Below are 16,654 nucleotides of genomic sequence, written 5' to 3'. Positions count from 1 at the left end.
AGACCAACTGCCGGATAAAATTAGAGCGCTGGTGCTTGAGGATCAAAAGTTAAGAAATCACCTGTGTTGGTTGGTGTTCACCTGTTGAGGCACAACGCATCAAGTTTTGCGACTTGCACCACGCTCTTTGAGGATGAGTAGCGGCAGCCATCTCACACCATTCCCCATTTTCCTGTAAGTTGGTCTTTTCATCGGTTGCCTCTCCCATGTTCCGACTCTCCCTTGCCTTGTTGCTCTGCCTGGTGACGTTCGCCGTCCGGGCTCAGTTTCCCGTGTTTACCCACCAGGATACGCTGCGCGGCTCCATCACCCCGGAGCGGCAGTGGTGGGACCTGACGCACTACGATCTGCACCTCGATGTGCATCCGAACGACAGTACGCTGCGGGGCCACAACGTGATTTCGTACCGCGTGCTGGAAACGGGGCAGCGCCTGCAAATCGACCTGCAACCGCCCATGCAACTCACCAAGGCGACGCAGGACGGAAAGACGCTGAAGTTCCGACGCGAGGGCAACGCCTACTTCGTCGACCTGAAAAAAGCGCAGGTGCAGGACAGCCGGCAGGCGGTGACGGTCTATTTTGAGGGCAAGCCGCACGTCAGTACCAATCCGCCGTGGTCGGGCGGGCTGACCTGGCAGAAGGACGCCAACGGGATGGATTTCATCACCACCACCTGCCAGGGCGACGGGGCCAGCCTCTGGTGGCCGTGCAAGGACCACATGTACGACGAGCCAGACAGCATGCTGATTTCCGTCACGGTGCCCGAGCCACTGATGGACGTCTCGAACGGGCGGCTGCGCGCTACGATTCAAAACGACAACGGGACGCGGACGTTTGTGTGGGGCGTGGTGAACCCGATCAACAACTATGGCGTCAACCTTAACATCGGCGACTACGTCCATTTTTCGGAGACGTACGCGGGCGAGAAAGGCCCGCTCGATTGCCACTACTACGTGCTGCGCGGCAACGAGCGAAAGGCCCGTGCGCAGTTCCGGGACGCCACGCGGATGCTGGAGGCGTTCGAGCACTGGTTCGGTCCTTATCCGTTTTACGAAGACAGTTACAAGCTGGTGGAAGTGCCCTACCCCGGCATGGAACACCAGAGTTCGGTCACCTACGGCAACGGCTACAAAAACGGCTACCGTCAGAAAGACGTGAGCGGCACGGGCTGGGGCTTTAACTTCGACTTCATCATCGTCCATGAATCGGGGCACGAGTGGTTCGCCAACAACATCACGTACAAGGACATCGCCGACATGTGGGTGCACGAGGGGTTCACGGCTTACTCTGAAAACCTGTTTGTCGACTATTTCTACGGTACGGAGGCCTGCAACGAGTACGTGATCGGCACGCGGAAAAACATCCTGAACAACCGGCCCATCATCGGGGCGTACGACGTGAACTACGAGGGATCGGGCGACATGTACAGCAAGGGGGCCAACCTGCTCCACACGCTCCGGCAGGTCGCGAACGACGATGAAAAATGGCGCTCGATTCTGCGGGGGCTGAATCAGGAATTTTACCACCAGACCGTCACCACACAACAGATCGAAGACTACATCGCACAGCAGATGGGGATGGACCTTCGGCCGGTGTTCGACCAATACCTGCGCGACGTGCGCATTCCGCTGCTGGAGTACTATACCGAAAATGGCACCGTCCACTACCGCTGGACCAACTGTGTCTACGGCTTTGCGCTGCCGATCCGGCTCCTGTCCGGGAAAAAATCGGCCTGGCTGAGCCCCACCACCGCTTGGCAGGCGCAACCGCTGCCCGCCGGGTTTACCACCTTCCAACTCGACCCGAACTTCTACGTGCAGGGCATGTACCGCACCACCGCCCCCACGACTCCCTGAGGCCAGGGCATAAAAAAACCGCCCCGGGGGGCGGCTTCCTGATTCGGTTCAGCGTTTCTATTCTACCCGCGTCCAGGTATCGGTACGGCCGATCAGCGAAATGCCGATGTAGCCTCTGACTTCCAAAACGTTGGGTTTCACGAGCGTCATTTTGCAGGAGTACAGCTTGCCGCTTTTGGGGTCGTAGATCTCTCCATCTTCCCACACGTTGTCCTCGTCGTATTCAAAATGGCGGAGCATCTGCATGCCCAGCACAGGGTCGTTGCGTTTGCCTTCTTCCGGGTTGTTCTTGTCGACTTTAGGCTTTCCGTTTTCGTCGTTGGGTTCTTTCAGCCAGACGATTTTCCCGAAATACTCGCTGCCTTCTTTGTAGATCTGCACGTGGGCATCGCCCGAGCCGACCTTCCAGATGCCAACAACGGCATCGGGATTATCGGCCGGAAGTGTCGCGGCCGCAGGGGTAGTCATTCCGGAAGCCGCCGCCGTCAGGGACAGCACAAACGCCGGAAAAAAGAAAAGAATTTTCTTCAGCATACTGGTAAATGTTGTTGTTTGGTTAGCCAAATATACGCCAGACGGGCCAATAGCCTCTGCCCGACGTACGACAAAAGGTCCAACGATCATGCCAAAACACAACGAGCACGCTCGGAAGCGTGCTCGTAAGGTCGTGGTTGCCAGTCCCTAATGCTGGTCATCAATTGGCTTGTTTCAGGCGCGCCTTCAGTTCGATCGGCACGTTCTTGAGGGCCACCGATACGGGGCAGTTTTCTTTGGTCGCTTCGGCGATCTTCTGGAATTCGTCGTCGCTGAGGTCGTCGGCTTCGGCTTCGGTGCTCAATTCGATCTTGGAGATTTTAAAGCCCCCTTCCACCGCGGCCAGGTGTACTTTCGCTTCCGTCTCGACGCTCTGCGGCGTATACCCCGCTTTGCCCAACCCCGCCGACAGCGCCATCGAGAAACACGCGGCGTGGGCCGCCCCGATCAGCTCTTCCGGGTTGGTTCCCTTCTCTTCTTCGAAGCGGGTTTTGAACGAATATTTAGCGCCGGTCAGCACACCGCTTTCCGATTTGATGGTGCCGTTGCCTTCTTTCAGGGTGCCGTTCCAGACGGCCGATGCATTACGAGTTGCCATAAGTATAGGATTAGTTAATTGGTGATTTCACTCCTCTGTTATTCGGGAAAGGAGCGCATAAGGTTGGGCAAGAACGTCAAAAAAATGAAAAGAAAAAACCATTATAAAATCGCTGAATCGCCTCTTTATGAGAAACGTATGTCAGCCTTTGCGAACGATTCCCACCACGATTCCACCACGGTCGGTCGCCGAAAATTTATCCAGACGACGGCCCTGGTGGCCGGTGCTGCCACGCTGTTTCCCGCCTCGCTCGTTGCCGGGGCCCGCGCCAACGATCCCGTCCTGCCGACGAAATACGGCAAAGTGCGCGGCACCACGCAGTCGGGCGTACACACATTCAAAGGCATCCGCTACGGCGCCGACACTTCGTCGCGTCGGTTTCGGCCCGCCCTGCCCCCCGAACCCTGGAAAGACACTCGACCGGCCCTCGACTACGGCGCCTCCGCGCCACAAACCGGCGACGCGACTCGCAGCGAAGATTGCCTTTTCCTCAACGTATGGACGCCCGCACTCGGCGACGGAGGCAAGCGGCCGATTCTGTTCTACATCCACGGTGGAGCGTATTCCAACGGCTCCGGGTCCAGTCCCCTGACCGACGGCACGCATGTGTGTACGCGGGGCGATGTGGTGGTTGTCTCGGTCAATCATCGCCTGAATGCCTTCGGTTACCTGTACCTGGCGCCGTTCGGCGGACCTGACTACGCGGCCTCCGGCAACGTGGGGCAACTGGATCTGGTGATGGCCTTGCAATGGGTACAGGACCATGCCGCGGCTCTGGGCGGCGATCCCAACAACGTGACGGTTTTCGGGCAGTCGGGCGGCGGGGCCAAGATCGCGACGCTGATGGCGATGCCCGCCGCGAAGGGGTTGTTTCACAAAGCCTGGACGATGAGTGGCCAACAGGTTACGGCGATGGGACACCGGGCGGCCACCCAGCGGGCCGAGCGCTACCTGGAAGCCCTTCACCTCACACCCGCCGACTACAAAACGCTCACGACGCTGCCCGTGGATGCGCTGCTGGACGCCACGAAGGTGCCTGACTTTTCGCGGGTGGAAGACAAAAGCCTCCACTTCTGCCCGGTGCTGGACAGCACGGTGCTGCCCCGCCATCCGTTTTACCCCGACGCTACCCCGCAGTCGGCCGGGATTCCGATGGTGATCGGCAACACGCACGACGAAACCCGCGCGTTTCTGGGCGGCATTCCCGGCGTACATGAGTTGCAGTGGGAACAACTGCCGGAACTGATTACACTGCACCAATTCGTGGACCTGAAAGCGGACGTGGTGATCGAGACTTACCGGCAACTGTACCCGGACTACTCACCGACCGAGGTGTTCTTCGCCGCTACCACCGCCGGACGTTCCTGGCGCGGAGCCGTGATTGAAGCGGAAGAGCGCGCTAAACAGGCGGAGGCAATGCCCGATGCGGCCGCTACGTACGTCTACCAACTCGACTGGCCCTCGCCGATCCGCGACGGCAAACTGGGCGCTTCTCATGGCATGGACATTCCGCTGGTGTTCGGCACGACCGCCGCCCCCCGCTCTCCTTCGGGCGACAGCGCCAGTGCCCGGCAGATGGCCGACGTGATGAGCGACACGCTGTTGGCCTTTGCCAAAACCGGCGATCCGAACCACGCGGGACTTCCAACCTGGACGCCCTACACATTAGAAAAAAGGGAAACGATGGTTTTCGACGAGCACAGCCGACTAGAGAACGACCCCCGCGGCGGCGAACGCGAACTCTACAGCCGCGTGCCGTTCATGCAGCGGGGCACGTATTGAAAAGCTGCCTCGCCGGGATACGAGCAGATACGCCAATCCCTGACTATTACCCTAGAGAGACCTTTGGTGGACGGTATGTAGTTGAATGGGTTAGTGAAGCTCCGCAAAGAAAAAATCGACCTCATTGACCCCGACAAAAAGCCGATCTCCCGGCTGGGCCTTTTTCCATAGACCCGATAGATCATAGTTTTCTACTTCCCGGTAATCGTCGAACCTCAGTTCCTCTACTTTTTGTCTGTCATGTATTAACATGATTGCCGCCTTGATAGGCTCTCCGTCAGGAAGTACACCGGTGGGATCATTGACTTCGACCGACAAGGTGCCGACGGCATCTAAAAGTAGTGCTTCGTTCATTTTCACCACTTCGCCGTTGTACCGAACCGTGACCCAAGGTAGCCCCTTGGGTGCCATCGAAATATCCACACTTACGTAGTTGCCTTCATCTCCTTCTTCCACAGCCTGAACAGGCTTCAGTACGATCTCGACGCGCTCCGGGTCAAAAAGCTCTAATGCCTCCATGATATGTTGTGTCTCCATCAGCTTCGTCCGGTCAAACCAATCGCCCATCTGCGTGGGGATTTTATTCTCGACCTCAAGCAATACATCCGTCAATGCATCGACAGAAACACCAGAAGACACCTCGGAATCAGTCCTACTAAAGCCATACCCTATGTCCCGGATCTTCAAGGGTTGGTCCTCCTCCAGGTGGAAAGTAAGATCGACCGTATGGTTTTCCCTCTCCGTCACTTCTTCTTCCACTCTGAAAAACACATACTCACCTTTTTTGTAGAAGGAGGCGACATCCTGCCCGCCGGGGTTAAACCAGAGACGCTTTTGGATTTCGGCTTTGTCGTACGGATCGCCTTCCTGGACGCCCAGCACCTGTGTAAGCGTCGCGTCGTCGTACCATGTATTGCCGGTCCAGGTGATGGTGCCGATGCGCGCGCGGGGTTCGACGGAAGAACTGGTTAACGTGGCTACCGGGATTACCTCGTTCGTCAGGGCGCACCCCCAGAGGAGACCGCCGACCAGCGGCAAGGCCAACGCAAATTTGCTCTGTTGCCAGATGGAAGAAGGAGCTTGGGTAAGCTTTCGAATGCGCTTTTTGAGTGGCAAAGCCGCAAAGCTGGTCACCAGCGGAGTAGACGCATGAGCGCGTGATGCCTGAGCCAGTTTGAGCAGCAGATGACTGTACGTGCGCGGATCGCGACGCCCTACCTCCGCATCGGCGATGTACTCGTGGACGGAGCGGAGTTCGCGTTTGAGGTAGTAGAGGGCAGGGTGGAACCAGAATGCGACACCTGCCAGTTCGAAAAACAGCAGATCCCATGTATGACCCTGCGCCAGGTGCACGGCCTCGTGTCGGATCACCTGCGCTCGCTCGGCTTCCGGCAGTTGTTGTTGCGTGCGGCTCAGTACGATCCAGCGCAAAAACGAAAAAGCGGGTCCCTCCTGCGTCAGGTACACCATCCGGTAGGCCCCTTCCCGAACGACGAGGTTGCGACGCAACAACCGGTAGAGATGTCCCAGGTTTCGGCCCAACGCCACCAGTTTGGCAACTGCACCCAACAGGTAGAGCCCCAAGACCGTAAATAACGCAATGCGCCCCCAATCGACGGGAGAAGCAGTGTGAGGAGTTGCCGTTACGTCTGTCGACAGTACCGCCTTCGCCTCCCCTACCTCCGGCAGCTCCTGGATGGGCAGCGCGTTCACCAACGGCAGGAAAACGTCCCGCGAGGGGAGCATCACCGCGTCGGACCCACGCATGGGCCAGGGCATCAGCGGTATGCTCAGGCTCAGCACCACAGCGCTCAACAGGTAGATCCGGTTGGCCTGAAATGTCGTAAGCCGATGCAGTGACAGCCGATACAGCAAGGCAAATGCGGCCAGGCAGAGCGCCGCTTCGCTGAGGTAGAGGAGAAAATCACGCATCGGGATTGGAAGTTTTTTGGTCGATCAACTGTCGGATTTCCTGTACCTCTTCGGGCGTCAGCGCTTCTTCTTCCACCAGGAACGATACCACGTCGCGGGGTGACCCCTGGAAATACTGCGTCATGAACTGCCGGAACGTAAAGCGTCGGTACGCAGCTTTGGAGATCGTGGGAAAATACTCGTGGGTTTTGCCGTACGCCTTGTGGCCGACAAACCCTTTTTTCTCCAGCAACCGAATCAGCGACGAGACGGTGTTGTACGGCGGCTTCGGATCGGGCAGCCGCTCGATTACGTCTTTGACGAAGCCTTTCTTGAGGTCCCAGAGGATCTGCATGATGGGCTCTTCTGTTTTCGTCAGGGGTTCCATACCCATAAGGTATAACGTATTTTTCAGTTACACAACTTATAATTCAGTTTTATTCCTAAAAAATACGTTACAACCCTTATACACTGACAATGAGCCTCTTATAAAACTACTACCATGGCTGCCTACGGACGCCCTACTTCTCGATTGAGGCCAGTACCTGTCGGATAAACTCGTCGATGGAGCCGTTCTCGATCCAGCGCATCACCACAACCAAATCGTGCTCGGGGTCCACGTACACCATGTTGGTGCCGTTTCCGACATGCGCAAACGCGCTGGCCGGAGCCGACGGGATGAACGTGCGGTCGGTGTTGAGAAACCAGTTCATAAAGCCGTACGTTGGTTGCGGCTGGGTCGGAGTGGTGGCCAGTTGCACCCAGTCGTCGGACAGAAGCGGCTGCCCGTTCCACCGGCCGCGACGCAGCGTCAGGTAGCCGAACCGGGCCATGTCGTAGGCGTGGATGAACATGCCGCCGCCCCAGTGCCCTCCCCCACTGACCGACTGGATCAGTTGCCCGTCCAGCACGACCCACGAGTTTTCGTAGCCCCACCACCGCCAGGTCGGCGACGCGCCGATGGGGTCCATGATCGTCTCCTTCAGCACCTGCGGCAACGGCCGACGCCACACGGAAAGGGCGGCCAAGGCCAGCACGTTCACCCGCACGTCGTTGTATTTATAGGTCGTGCCGGGCGCCTGCCGCGCGCGGGTGCGCCACGTGGTGGCATCTTTGTCGGGACGGTCGGCCCAGTCGGGTTTTCCCCAGAGCGTGCCTTCCCAATCGCTGGTTTGCCGCAGCAGATCGTCCCAGGTGATGGTCCGGTTGTGCGGCGTCTCGAAGGGCAGCAGCAGATCAGGCGCATCCACCCCATCGGCGGGGCTGGTCAGGCGTACCGGCTGGTAGACCTGCACCGGAGCGACGTAGGGCCGAACCGTGTCCCGCACGCTGCGAATCATCCCCCGGTCGACCGCCACCCCGACAACCGACGACAGAAAACTTTTCGTCACGCTGTGCGTCATGTCCACCCGCAGGGGCTCGCCCCACTCGGCCACCACGTAGCCATGCCGCACCACCACGCCGGTCGGCTCACCCCGTTCCTTGAACGGCCCGATGCCCTCGCCAAACGGCTCTTTCCCGAAGCTCTGCACCTGGGCCAGTTTCATGTCGCGCGGCGCAGGGTTGTCGTGCGCAATGGCAAAGTCGATGGCCTGTTGCAGTTGCGCCGCGTTCATCCCCACCTCCGCGGGCGTTTTGTGCTGCCAGTCCGGATCAGGACCGGGATAGTACGGAGTTGCGGATTTGCGCGCACGCTGCGCCTCGACCGACGTGGGCTGATGCCACAGGAGAAAAAGAAAGGAGAGGAAAAAAAAGAATCTGATCATTCCGCAAATCATTACCGGAAGGAGAAGTAGAGAATTTCAATACTCACAAGCAAGCTGTTCTGCTCCCTTCTTCCAGGTTGGACATAAGCTTTTGCTCGAAAGTTGAAGCCAGGCAGTTGTCAATCGTGACTCGCCAACTCTTTGATTTTCGCCAATTGTGGGTTTCTCACAGAGTACAGAATGGTGATCTTGTCGTTTTCTGTCAGGATATTTTCTCGATCGATCAGGGAGGTAGTCTCAAATCGTTGCCCTTTCACATAATACGCGGCCTGCACTAGCCAAAGATGCCGATGCCGCCTTTTCTGGTAAACGACACCGGGTACTTCTCTCCCATATCTTTCTAGCTCTTTTTCCGGGTGGAGTTTGGACTTGGCACGCGCACGCAACCCATAAAAAACTGCCACCATACATACGGTACTGTACTTGACTGCCACCAACCAGAGGTATCCAGAAAACAGTTTGCCCCAATTAATATTTAATGGAGTGAAGTATGCTATTCCCCAGAAAATTTCCCATACTAAAGGACTCAAGAAGAAGGCAACCAGACAAATGAGCGAGAACGTCAGAAATTTTAAGAAAGCACTTCTGCTAGTGTTGAAAACACCGAGACGCTTGGTTATTACTAAAATTAGCGTTGATAAAATCAGATGGGAAAGCAGATAGCCCCCTACGAATATGCTGCTGTGTTGCTGATCATCTATCAGGTGATTGAAGATCAATTGATTCACTACATAGGTCTCCACATCTAAAAGAATGGCAAATACTGTAGCCCATATAATTTTACTCACGCCTTCCGACATACAAACCCTTATGAAATGATACTTCCAGCCATATATGTTACAACCACAAAATAAGAACACCTATAGTCACCAAACCTAATCAATCGCCATTTCCAGTACATCCTCTACCACCCACTTCCCTCTCTTCTTTTTCATCAGATAGGTGGCAGAATGTGAACCAAACATGTGTCCTGATACCGCCCTAAACTGTATGAGCGCATAGTACCTATTGTTCGAATAGCGTGGAGCTGTAAATTCACAGTACATATATCCCATCCCGTCTTTTCCCAATCAGTTGATATGCATCTTTCTTCTCAAGGGGTTCTGTGATACGTTCATTTAAGCTATCCGCTATCGCTTTGAAGTTTTCAAGTTCTTGTTTTGTAACCAATGGATACCCTATATGTGTTAGCATGATCTTTTCTGCGTGTGTATCATGCGTGATGCCAAACTGTTTAATAATGTTCACCACCTCTGAAGTATCGAAAGCCACTAACTGATCAAACACTATATACTCATTATCTCTTGTTCTTTCGGCTTCCATCACAGACTGCACCAACTGCTCAGCATCCGTAGTCGCTAAACCTTCGCTTCCTGAGTTCAGCACAGAGAGAAGTATATAGCAGAACAGCTTTGTCATAGACTTGTAAAATTGCTAGCTACATAGTTAGCTTATTTCTGCGGCTCCTCCTCCTCCAGTTTTACCGGTTGCACGGCCAGAATTTTACCATCGGTCGCGTCCTGCAAAAACGTGAGAAGTTCCCATGCTTTGGATGAGAAATCAGTAGGGAGCGCGACCTGCGTTTCGGTCGCTTGGACGGGAAGTGAAGAAAGTTGCCGGACCACGGTGACATGCGTCAGGGTTTTGCCCCGGTTTTCGCCTTTCCCGACGTGGCTGACCGCCTCCCGCTGAACGAAGGCCAGCCACAAGGCCGGTGAAATTACCTCGGTTTTGACTCGGTACTTGAGTTGTAGCTCGCGGGGATTCGTCAGGTACGCGGTCACGTCCAGCGCGGCCGAGGCGGGTTGTTGTTGACTTTCCCGAATGGCGGAACGGAGGGCTGCTTCGTTGGAACCGACAAATTCCTGTTGACCGTTCACCACGATCTGCGGCGTGTACATATTCGAACCTCCTAACCAACGGGTGTACTGCCGCTGCCGTTGTGTGTAGGCCGGATCGCTGTACACATCCTTCCACCCCAACCGGTTCCAGTAGTCGACGTGGTAGCCGAGGAAGTAAACGGGCCGCCCCGCCATCTCTTCCTGCACACGAGCGACCAGCCGGTCGGCCGCCGGACAGCTCGAACACCCCTCCGAAGTGAACAGCTCTATTAAGGCAAAGGCCGGAGCGGACGCATTAGACTCGACGGACGCATGCGGCCGCCATAGCACAAACGCCGTCGCAACCAGCGCCACGAGTACACTACCCAATCCGAATTTCCAGCGTTTCATGAGGGAAAGAAGTACAAATGATTGAATTGCAAATGACAGATTGACAGATTGGCAAATTTCAAATTGGTCCTGTGCGTAGCCTCTTCCAATGAAATAGAACGGACGCTGCGCCACTATACATACCATTCTTCTGTCATGCTGAAAGCATCTTGTTTCACAAAGAATCCTTGTGTACCGGATGCAAAGATCCCTGACGGGATGACAAAGAAGGATCTCCCAATTTCCAGACCAGACTTCCTGATCCTCAGGCCCTTACCCCACACCGACGTACTAGAATTTTCCATCTGCAATTTGCCAATTTGCAATCCCCTTACAGCGCCGAGTCGTAGTCGTAGCCGCGCTCGTACCAGTAGTCGCGGGGGCGCTCGTCGGCAAAGAAGAGGCGACCGATCCGTTTCAGGCTTTTGATGCCGTACTTCGTCGGGATGATCAGCCGCAGTGGCGCACCGTGGTCGGGTGGCAGTTCCTTGCCATTCAACTCGAAACAGAGGATCGTCTGCGGATGCAGCATGCTCTGCATGTCGATGCCCACATAGTATTCGTTGTCCGGCGTTTCCAGTCCGACGTAGCGGTACCAGTCGTCCGGGTTCTCTTCCGTGATGGGCTGGCCCGAGCGGGTGCCGAGGTTGAAGTGCCGCACAAAATCGGAGAAGCGCACGCCGCCGTAGTGGACGATCTGGTCCCACCCCTCGATGCACTTGAAATCGTAGACCAGTTCGGTGCGGGGCAGCGGTTGCAGGTCGCCCACCTGTAGGGTCTGCGACGTTCCACCGGGTTGTTCCACGTTGAGTTGCCAGCTCCCAAAGTCGTAGTTTTTGTCGACACCCAGTCCACCGTTGACGCGGGGCTTGGCGGCGGCCCGCTCCACCGGAAAAGTCTTCGCCAGGTGCGCGTCACTGAAAAAGACGTTGTTGACCTTTTCATTGAATTCCAGCACGCCGCGTGTCAGCGCATCGCGCCGGGCCGCCGTTTTCGGCAAATCGCGGAACCAGCTCCACAGCCCGACGCCCCCGGCGCTGGCCAGGGTAAAGACCGTGAATGACAGAAACGTGCGCCGCTTGATCGTCCGCTCGGTGGCATCCTCCGCCGAGGTCGGTTTGGTCTCCTGCGTGTTCATACTTCGTTGACTTCGTTAACCGTTTCGTGCTCTTCCTGTACCTCAAACCCTGCCACCATCCCCCGAAAATTATTCCACCCGGCGCGGATCACCTGCGCCACGTGAATCACAAAAAAGAGGACGTAGCCCATCGTCAGCGCAAAGTGGATCAGCCGGGCCGAGGCATAGCCGCCGAATAGGTCGCGCAACCACCAGAACTGGAGGGGTTTGTAGATGGCGATGCCAGTCAGCACCGACCCGATGCCCATCACCACCACGGCCGTGTAGGCGATTTTCTGCGCCCCGTTGTATTTCCGGACCGGCGGTTCGGTTTTGCGGATGCCCAGGTCGTGCAGCACCACCAGCCACGCCTCCCGAAACGAATGGCGGTTGGGCACCAGGTGACGCCACTCGCCAGAGAGCAAAGTGTACGCTACGTACAACACGCCGTTGAGGACGAACAGCCACATGAAGACGAAGTGCATGCCCATGCCCTCGGCAAGGCGGTAGCGCATGTTCAGCGCCTCCCAGAACGAATCGGGGAAAAATTTGAGAATCGTCGTGTCGCCCCAGCCGATGCGGTAGACGTCGTAGGCCCAGTAAATCATCAGCCCGCTCCAGATCATCACCAACAGAATGGGGAAGTTCAGCCAGTGGAACCAGCGGATCGCCAGCGGGTGCTTCTCGTGAATGCGTTTTTTCAAAACAGGGTTTGCTTGAGTTGCGATACCTCCATAATGTGAACTATGGGGTCTAAGTGCTTAAAAAAAGGTCGTTCTCTGGCTCCAGCTTGTAGCTGGAGCCGTCATACACAGGGACGCTTGTAGCTTCCTGACACACTAGTATGCAGGAAGCTACAAGCGTCCCTGTGTTAGTGGGTTTCAGGCTAAGCCTGAAACCCGAGTGATACCTTCTTAACAACAAACGAATCTTTTCGTTTGCTGGATTCTCTCTAAAAAACAACGGCGCAAGCTACCGAACCTTACGCCCACGCACTGTCGCATTGCGGACAACAACAAGAGAAAAAGTTAGCTTAGGATATTCTAAATTACTTTTCAACCACGTGTAGTTGTAGGAAGCTTCTCATGTCAACCAATTCATACGCAGTTTTTAGAATTTTCTCAGATGCTAGCCAAGCTACAGAACTTGCTTTGCTGTTACAGGAACACGGCATCGACACACACTTCGAAAACAATGCTCCCGTTTTTGATGTCACGTTCTCGGGGAATCGTCTGCAGGATGAAGTTCAGCTTATGATCAAACAAGAGGACTTTGAACGAGCCAATCGACTTTTGGAGCAGGAGGCTGAGAAGCAACTTGATCAAACACATGCCGAACATTACTTGCACAGCTTTACGAATGAAGAACTTTATGAGATTTTAATAAAACCAGACGAGTGGAGCGTCTTTGATCGTCAGTTTGCTCAAAAGTTGTTAACAGAACGAGGTCAATCCTTAAGTGATGATTTAGTACGACTGTTACAGGAAAAGCGTCTGGAAGAGTTGTCACAACCTGAAACAAAGCAAAACGCCTTAGTATATGCAGGCTACCTCTTTGCATTCTTAGGAGGCTTGTTCGGAATCATCATTGGCTTACACTTGTGGACGACAATGAAAACGTTGCCCAATGGCCAAAAGGTATATACTTACAGCGATCGAGACCGTACACATGGCCGAAACATATTTTTATTAGCTCTGGTCCTGTTGCCAATTATGCTTACAGCTAAACTTTTAAAGTGATCTCTGTCTACTCCTGCCTGTCATTGTACCTACTCGCCCATACACTTTGCCCAACCCTTGCCCAAATAAGTATGGCTGATCCAATTCATAGTTACAGAGCATGTTGTCTCTAATCAACCCTACGTCGTCAGCTCAATCCAGGTCTGGTGGCTGACGGCGCAGAGTTGCTGGTCGGCATTGTAGAGAGCGGTACCGCTGGTGTATTTGCGGCCATCGCGGCTTTTGGGCCAGGCGACCACAACACACTTCTCCCCGGCCTGCACCGGATGCAACACCTGCGCCGTCATCCGGCCCAGCACCAGAATACGCGGCTGGTCGGCCATCTGCGCGTACGCACCGGGGCAATCGAGGGCGGCCCAGATAAATTCGTTGTTGACCTGCCCCGCCGCATCAGCCAGCGAGGCATCGGGTACCCAGGGCGCCGCCAACAGGTCGTGCCGATCGGTCGCGCCCGCAAAAATGTGCAAGCCGTCGCCCGCGTCGCGCTGCACACCACAGACAAAACAGGTCGGAAACGGATTCTCCTGCCGCAGCCCGAGGTAATGCTGCGCGGCGGCCTCGGCTTCGGCGAACGTCGGCGGCGCGGGCGCGGCGATTTCTACCGCCCCCGGCCGGCAGGTGGCAATCAGGGTTTCCCCGTCCAGGAGATGCAGTTGGTCGCCTTCCCACGCCACGGACAAAGCGGTTTGCAGCGGCGGCGGTTTCCGCAGCGTCACTTCCGATACGTAAGGGGTCAGGTGGTCGAGCCGCCCGCAGGTGTAGCCCCCATTCGCTGATTGGGGTGGTCCGCAGAACCGGGCGCCGATCCAAAAGTCCGTCGACACGACTACAATTTATACGCCTGCCGCGCCAGCAGTTTCCAGTCGCTGCCCTGTTTTTGCCAGACGAGCATCACGCCGATCCGCACGTTGCCCGGTTTGCCGTTGTCGTTGGTTTCGCCCGACAGAATGTGGCGCACGATGCCCGTATCGCCCGATACCATGACGGTCTGGTCTTCCAGTTCCATCGACACGAAATCGGACGAGCCGTTGACGAGTGCCGACACAAACTCCGATTTATTTTCGACCCGCCCGCTGGAATGGCCATAGGTCAATTCGTCCGAGGCGAGAGTTTCCAGTTGCGCCTGATTGGCATCGACCATGGCGGTGCGGAGTTGTTCGACGGCATCTTCCAGGGCAGCTTCTTCGTTGTTTTGCGATTGGGCAGAACAGCTGGCCAGTACAACGATCAGCAGAAGCGCGAGTAGGTTTTTCATGGGTGTAAGGTTGGTTCGGCGGCTAATATAGCCCGATCTCCTCAGAATTGGCACGCTTGCGCCGAAATCCGTGCTACTCGCGGCAAACGCCGGTAGGCCTGTTCGTACTGGTGAGGGAAGAGCCTTACAGGATGGACAACTGGTAACGCTGGATGGCACCTTGCCTGTGGCATTTTATTTTTCGACCCGATGGTAACCATCTAGTTTTCAATCAGTTTAATAATCCATAGCCTCTCTACTTTTTTACTTTTTGAGATTCACATGGCAGATGACAACGAGTTACCCGGAGCGCGGTCCGACGGTGCCGCTCCAGCCCCCGCAAGTGAAAGCCGACGCTGGTTCCTGAAACAATCGTCGGCGGCGATGGCGCTGGCGTTCACCCCGCCGACCGTCCTGCAAGCCGCCCAACTGGACGAAAAAGTAGCCGCCGCCTTCGAACAGGTGCCGGTCACGCTGAGCATCAACGGACAGACCCGGAAGCTATCGATCGAGCCACGGGTAACGTTGCTGGATCTGCTGCGCGAGCAACTGGACCTGACCGGCACCAAAAAAGGGTGTGATTACGGCCAGTGCGGCGCTTGTACCGTACACATCGACGGGGAGCGCGTCAACGCCTGTTTGTCGCTCGCGGTGATGCAGGAGGGCAAGAAAATCACGACCATCGAAGGCCTGGCGCAGGGCGACGCGTTGCACCCGATGCAGGCGGCGTTTCTGAAACACGACGGCTACCAGTGTGGCTACTGCACGCCGGGACAGATCATGTCGGCGGTGGCGTGCCTTCAGGAAGGCCACGCCAATTCGGAGGAGGAAGTGCGGGAATACATGAGCGGCAACCTCTGCCGGTGCGGCGCTTATCCCAACATTGTGAAGGCCATTATGGACGTTAAAAACGGAGAGAAATGAATCCATTCCAATACGTCCGCCCCGCGCAGCCACAGGCCGCGCTGGACGCCATCGCCAAAGCGCCTACCGCCCGGTTCATCGCCGGCGGCACCAACCTGCTGGACCTGATGAAGCACGACATCCTGACGCCGGAACGGCTGGTGGACATTACGCGCCTTCCCCTGCGGGAAATCCACTCCTCGAAAGGCGGGCTGCGCATTGGAGCGCTGGCCTCGAACCGACAAGTAGCGGAAGACCCTCAGGTCGTCAAGCACTATCCACTCCTGTCGCAGGCGCTGCTGGCGGGAGCATCGGCGCAGCTGCGCAACATGGCGACGGTGGGCGGCAACCTGATGCAACGCACGCGGTGCCCTTACTTTTACGATACGGCGTTTCCCTGCAACAAACGTGCGCCCGGCTCGGGCTGCGGTGCGCGCGAAGGACTCAACCGGACACACGCCATTTTCGGATGGAGCGAGCAATGCATCGCCGTCCATCCATCCGACATGTGCGTGGCGCTGGCGGCGCTGGACGCGACGGTGGTGGTGGTGGGGCCGAAGGGCGAACGCCGGATTCCCTTTGGGGACTTTCACCGCCTGCCGGGCGACCATCCCGACGTCGACACCACCCTGCAATCCAACGAGTTAATCACCGCGGTCGATCTGCCGGAAAGCGCCTTTGCCGAGCATGCCCATTACCTGAAAGTCCGCGAACGTTCGTCGTATGCCTTCGCGCTCGTGTCGGTGGCGGCAGCGCTGTCGCTGGACGGCGATACCATCCAGGACGCACGGCTGGCGCTGGGCGGCGTGGCACACAAGCCGTGGCGACTGAACGCGGCGGAGCAAAGTCTGCGTGGCAAGCCTATCTCAGAAGCGACCTTTCGACAGGCCGCCGACGTCGCCATGCAGGGCGCCAAAGCCTTCGAGCACAACGCCTACAAGATGAAAATGACGCCTCAGTCCATTGTCCAGGCCCTGAAAACTGCCGCGGGCCTCGCCTAATCC

General features: G+C 56.5%; 17 protein-coding genes. 5 read left to right on the top strand and 12 right to left on the bottom strand.

Annotated features, from left to right (window positions below; translation table 11 throughout):
- The first annotated feature begins 206 nt into the window (after positions 1 to 206).
- On the top strand, positions 207 to 1,856 hold the full coding sequence (locus BLR44_RS04080; RefSeq protein WP_089679552.1) for a M1 family metallopeptidase: 1,650 nt from the start codon (positions 207 to 209) through the stop codon (positions 1,854 to 1,856).
- A 57-nt stretch (positions 1,857 to 1,913) separates the two neighbouring features.
- Here BLR44_RS04080 and BLR44_RS04075 read toward each other — a convergent pair whose 3' ends face one another.
- Positions 1,914 to 2,390 carry a DUF2147 domain-containing protein gene (locus tag BLR44_RS04075; RefSeq protein WP_245705966.1) on the bottom strand — a complete coding sequence of 159 codons (477 nt, stop codon included), beginning with the start codon at positions 2,388 to 2,390 and terminating at the stop codon, positions 1,914 to 1,916.
- A 160-nt stretch (positions 2,391 to 2,550) separates the two neighbouring features.
- Entirely contained in the window at positions 2,551 to 2,988 is a 438-nt protein-coding gene (locus tag BLR44_RS04070; RefSeq protein WP_089679549.1) for an OsmC family protein, read from the bottom strand.
- Positions 2,989 to 3,126: 138 nt separating this feature from the next.
- On the opposite strand from BLR44_RS04070, the gene BLR44_RS04065 reads away from it, so the two are divergent.
- Complete coding sequence (locus tag BLR44_RS04065) at positions 3,127 to 4,770, top strand: carboxylesterase/lipase family protein (RefSeq protein WP_089679546.1); 1,644 nt, start codon at positions 3,127 to 3,129, stop codon at positions 4,768 to 4,770.
- A gap of 90 nt (positions 4,771 to 4,860) precedes the next feature.
- On the opposite strand, the gene BLR44_RS04060 is transcribed toward BLR44_RS04065, so the two are convergent.
- From BLR44_RS04060 to BLR44_RS04025, 8 genes are all read right to left on the bottom strand, one after another.
- Entirely contained in the window at positions 4,861 to 6,702 is a 1,842-nt protein-coding gene (locus BLR44_RS04060; protein WP_089679543.1) for a M56 family metallopeptidase, read from the bottom strand.
- Positions 6,695 to 7,069: a BlaI/MecI/CopY family transcriptional regulator gene (locus tag BLR44_RS04055; RefSeq protein WP_089679540.1), complete on the bottom strand. Its 375-nt coding sequence runs from the start codon at positions 7,067 to 7,069 to the stop codon at positions 6,695 to 6,697. Before BLR44_RS04055 ends, BLR44_RS04060 begins: the two co-directional genes overlap by 8 nt.
- A gap of 133 nt (positions 7,070 to 7,202) precedes the next feature.
- Entirely contained in the window at positions 7,203 to 8,447 is a 1,245-nt protein-coding gene (locus BLR44_RS04050; protein ID WP_089679535.1) for a serine hydrolase domain-containing protein, read from the bottom strand.
- Between the two features lie 119 nt (positions 8,448 to 8,566).
- A complete protein-coding gene (locus BLR44_RS04045; RefSeq protein WP_089679532.1) occupies positions 8,567 to 9,247 on the bottom strand; it encodes a hypothetical protein in 681 nt (226 codons plus the stop codon).
- 235 nt (positions 9,248 to 9,482) lie between these two features.
- Positions 9,483 to 9,866 carry a hypothetical protein gene (locus BLR44_RS04040; RefSeq protein WP_089679529.1) on the bottom strand — a complete coding sequence of 128 codons (384 nt, stop codon included), beginning with the start codon at positions 9,864 to 9,866 and terminating at the stop codon, positions 9,483 to 9,485.
- Positions 9,867 to 9,898: 32 nt separating this feature from the next.
- Positions 9,899 to 10,678, bottom strand: a complete 780-nt coding sequence (locus BLR44_RS04035) for a DUF1223 domain-containing protein (protein ID WP_176955892.1) — start codon at positions 10,676 to 10,678, stop codon at positions 9,899 to 9,901.
- Between the two features lie 310 nt (positions 10,679 to 10,988).
- A complete protein-coding gene (locus tag BLR44_RS04030) occupies positions 10,989 to 11,795 on the bottom strand; it encodes a molybdopterin-dependent oxidoreductase (RefSeq protein ID WP_089679524.1) in 807 nt (268 codons plus the stop codon).
- Positions 11,792 to 12,478 (bottom strand): cytochrome b/b6 domain-containing protein, encoded by a 687-nt coding sequence (locus BLR44_RS04025; RefSeq protein ID WP_089679521.1) that lies wholly within the window; start codon positions 12,476 to 12,478, stop codon positions 11,792 to 11,794. Before BLR44_RS04025 ends, BLR44_RS04030 begins: the two co-directional genes overlap by 4 nt.
- Before the next feature lie 381 nt (positions 12,479 to 12,859).
- Between BLR44_RS04025 and BLR44_RS04020 the strand changes: the two genes are divergently transcribed.
- Positions 12,860 to 13,513, top strand: a complete 654-nt coding sequence (locus BLR44_RS04020; protein WP_089679518.1) for a hypothetical protein — start codon at positions 12,860 to 12,862, stop codon at positions 13,511 to 13,513.
- Positions 13,514 to 13,632: 119 nt separating this feature from the next.
- On the opposite strand, the gene BLR44_RS04015 is transcribed toward BLR44_RS04020, so the two are convergent.
- Together BLR44_RS04015 and BLR44_RS04010 are read right to left on the bottom strand one after the other, a co-directional pair.
- Positions 13,633 to 14,337: a hotdog family protein gene (locus BLR44_RS04015; RefSeq protein WP_089679515.1), complete on the bottom strand. Its 705-nt coding sequence runs from the start codon at positions 14,335 to 14,337 to the stop codon at positions 13,633 to 13,635.
- A 2-nt stretch (positions 14,338 to 14,339) separates the two neighbouring features.
- Entirely contained in the window at positions 14,340 to 14,768 is a 429-nt protein-coding gene (locus BLR44_RS04010; RefSeq protein WP_089679512.1) for a nuclear transport factor 2 family protein, read from the bottom strand.
- 261 nt (positions 14,769 to 15,029) lie between these two features.
- On the opposite strand from BLR44_RS04010, the gene BLR44_RS04005 reads away from it, so the two are divergent.
- Positions 15,030 to 15,671: a (2Fe-2S)-binding protein gene (locus BLR44_RS04005; RefSeq protein ID WP_089679507.1), complete on the top strand. Its 642-nt coding sequence runs from the start codon at positions 15,030 to 15,032 to the stop codon at positions 15,669 to 15,671.
- On the top strand, positions 15,668 to 16,651 hold the full coding sequence (locus tag BLR44_RS04000; protein ID WP_089679504.1) for an FAD binding domain-containing protein: 984 nt from the start codon (positions 15,668 to 15,670) through the stop codon (positions 16,649 to 16,651). Before BLR44_RS04005 ends, BLR44_RS04000 begins: the two co-directional genes overlap by 4 nt.
- Positions 16,652 to 16,654 lie beyond the last annotated feature (3 nt).

Source organism: Catalinimonas alkaloidigena, from assembly GCF_900100765.1.
GTDB classification, from domain to species: domain Bacteria; phylum Bacteroidota; class Bacteroidia; order Cytophagales; family Flexibacteraceae; genus Mooreia; species Mooreia alkaloidigena.
The sequence above is the reverse complement of the archived record's forward strand: the minus strand, read 5'-3'. Positions and strand labels throughout refer to the sequence as shown.

What these genes read in the sequence shown, in the direction of transcription:
- BLR44_RS04000 (WP_089679504.1), top strand. Translation starts at nt 15,668, where the DNA reads ATGAATCCATTCCAATACGTCCGCCCCGCGCAGCCACAGGCCGCGCTG.
- BLR44_RS04060 (WP_089679543.1), bottom strand. Translation starts at nt 6,702, where the DNA reads ATGCGTGATTTTCTCCTCTACCTCAGCGAAGCGGCGCTCTGCCTGGCC.
- BLR44_RS04055 (WP_089679540.1), bottom strand. Translation starts at nt 7,069, where the DNA reads ATGGAACCCCTGACGAAAACAGAAGAGCCCATCATGCAGATCCTCTGG.
- BLR44_RS04045 (WP_089679532.1), bottom strand. Translation starts at nt 9,247, where the DNA reads ATGTCGGAAGGCGTGAGTAAAATTATATGGGCTACAGTATTTGCCATT.
- BLR44_RS04075 (WP_245705966.1), bottom strand. Translation starts at nt 2,390, where the DNA reads ATGCTGAAGAAAATTCTTTTCTTTTTTCCGGCGTTTGTGCTGTCCCTG.
- BLR44_RS04040 (WP_089679529.1), bottom strand. Translation starts at nt 9,866, where the DNA reads ATGACAAAGCTGTTCTGCTATATACTTCTCTCTGTGCTGAACTCAGGA.
- BLR44_RS04070 (WP_089679549.1), bottom strand. Translation starts at nt 2,988, where the DNA reads ATGGCAACTCGTAATGCATCGGCCGTCTGGAACGGCACCCTGAAAGAA.
- BLR44_RS04050 (WP_089679535.1), bottom strand. Translation starts at nt 8,447, where the DNA reads ATGATCAGATTCTTTTTTTTCCTCTCCTTTCTTTTTCTCCTGTGGCAT.
- BLR44_RS04020 (WP_089679518.1), top strand. Translation starts at nt 12,860, where the DNA reads ATGTCAACCAATTCATACGCAGTTTTTAGAATTTTCTCAGATGCTAGC.
- BLR44_RS04065 (WP_089679546.1), top strand. Translation starts at nt 3,127, where the DNA reads ATGTCAGCCTTTGCGAACGATTCCCACCACGATTCCACCACGGTCGGT.
- BLR44_RS04005 (WP_089679507.1), top strand. Translation starts at nt 15,030, where the DNA reads ATGGCAGATGACAACGAGTTACCCGGAGCGCGGTCCGACGGTGCCGCT.
- BLR44_RS04010 (WP_089679512.1), bottom strand. Translation starts at nt 14,768, where the DNA reads ATGAAAAACCTACTCGCGCTTCTGCTGATCGTTGTACTGGCCAGCTGT.
- BLR44_RS04080 (WP_089679552.1), top strand. Translation starts at nt 207, where the DNA reads ATGTTCCGACTCTCCCTTGCCTTGTTGCTCTGCCTGGTGACGTTCGCC.
- BLR44_RS04035 (WP_176955892.1), bottom strand. Translation starts at nt 10,678, where the DNA reads ATGAAACGCTGGAAATTCGGATTGGGTAGTGTACTCGTGGCGCTGGTT.
- BLR44_RS04030 (WP_089679524.1), bottom strand. Translation starts at nt 11,795, where the DNA reads ATGAACACGCAGGAGACCAAACCGACCTCGGCGGAGGATGCCACCGAG.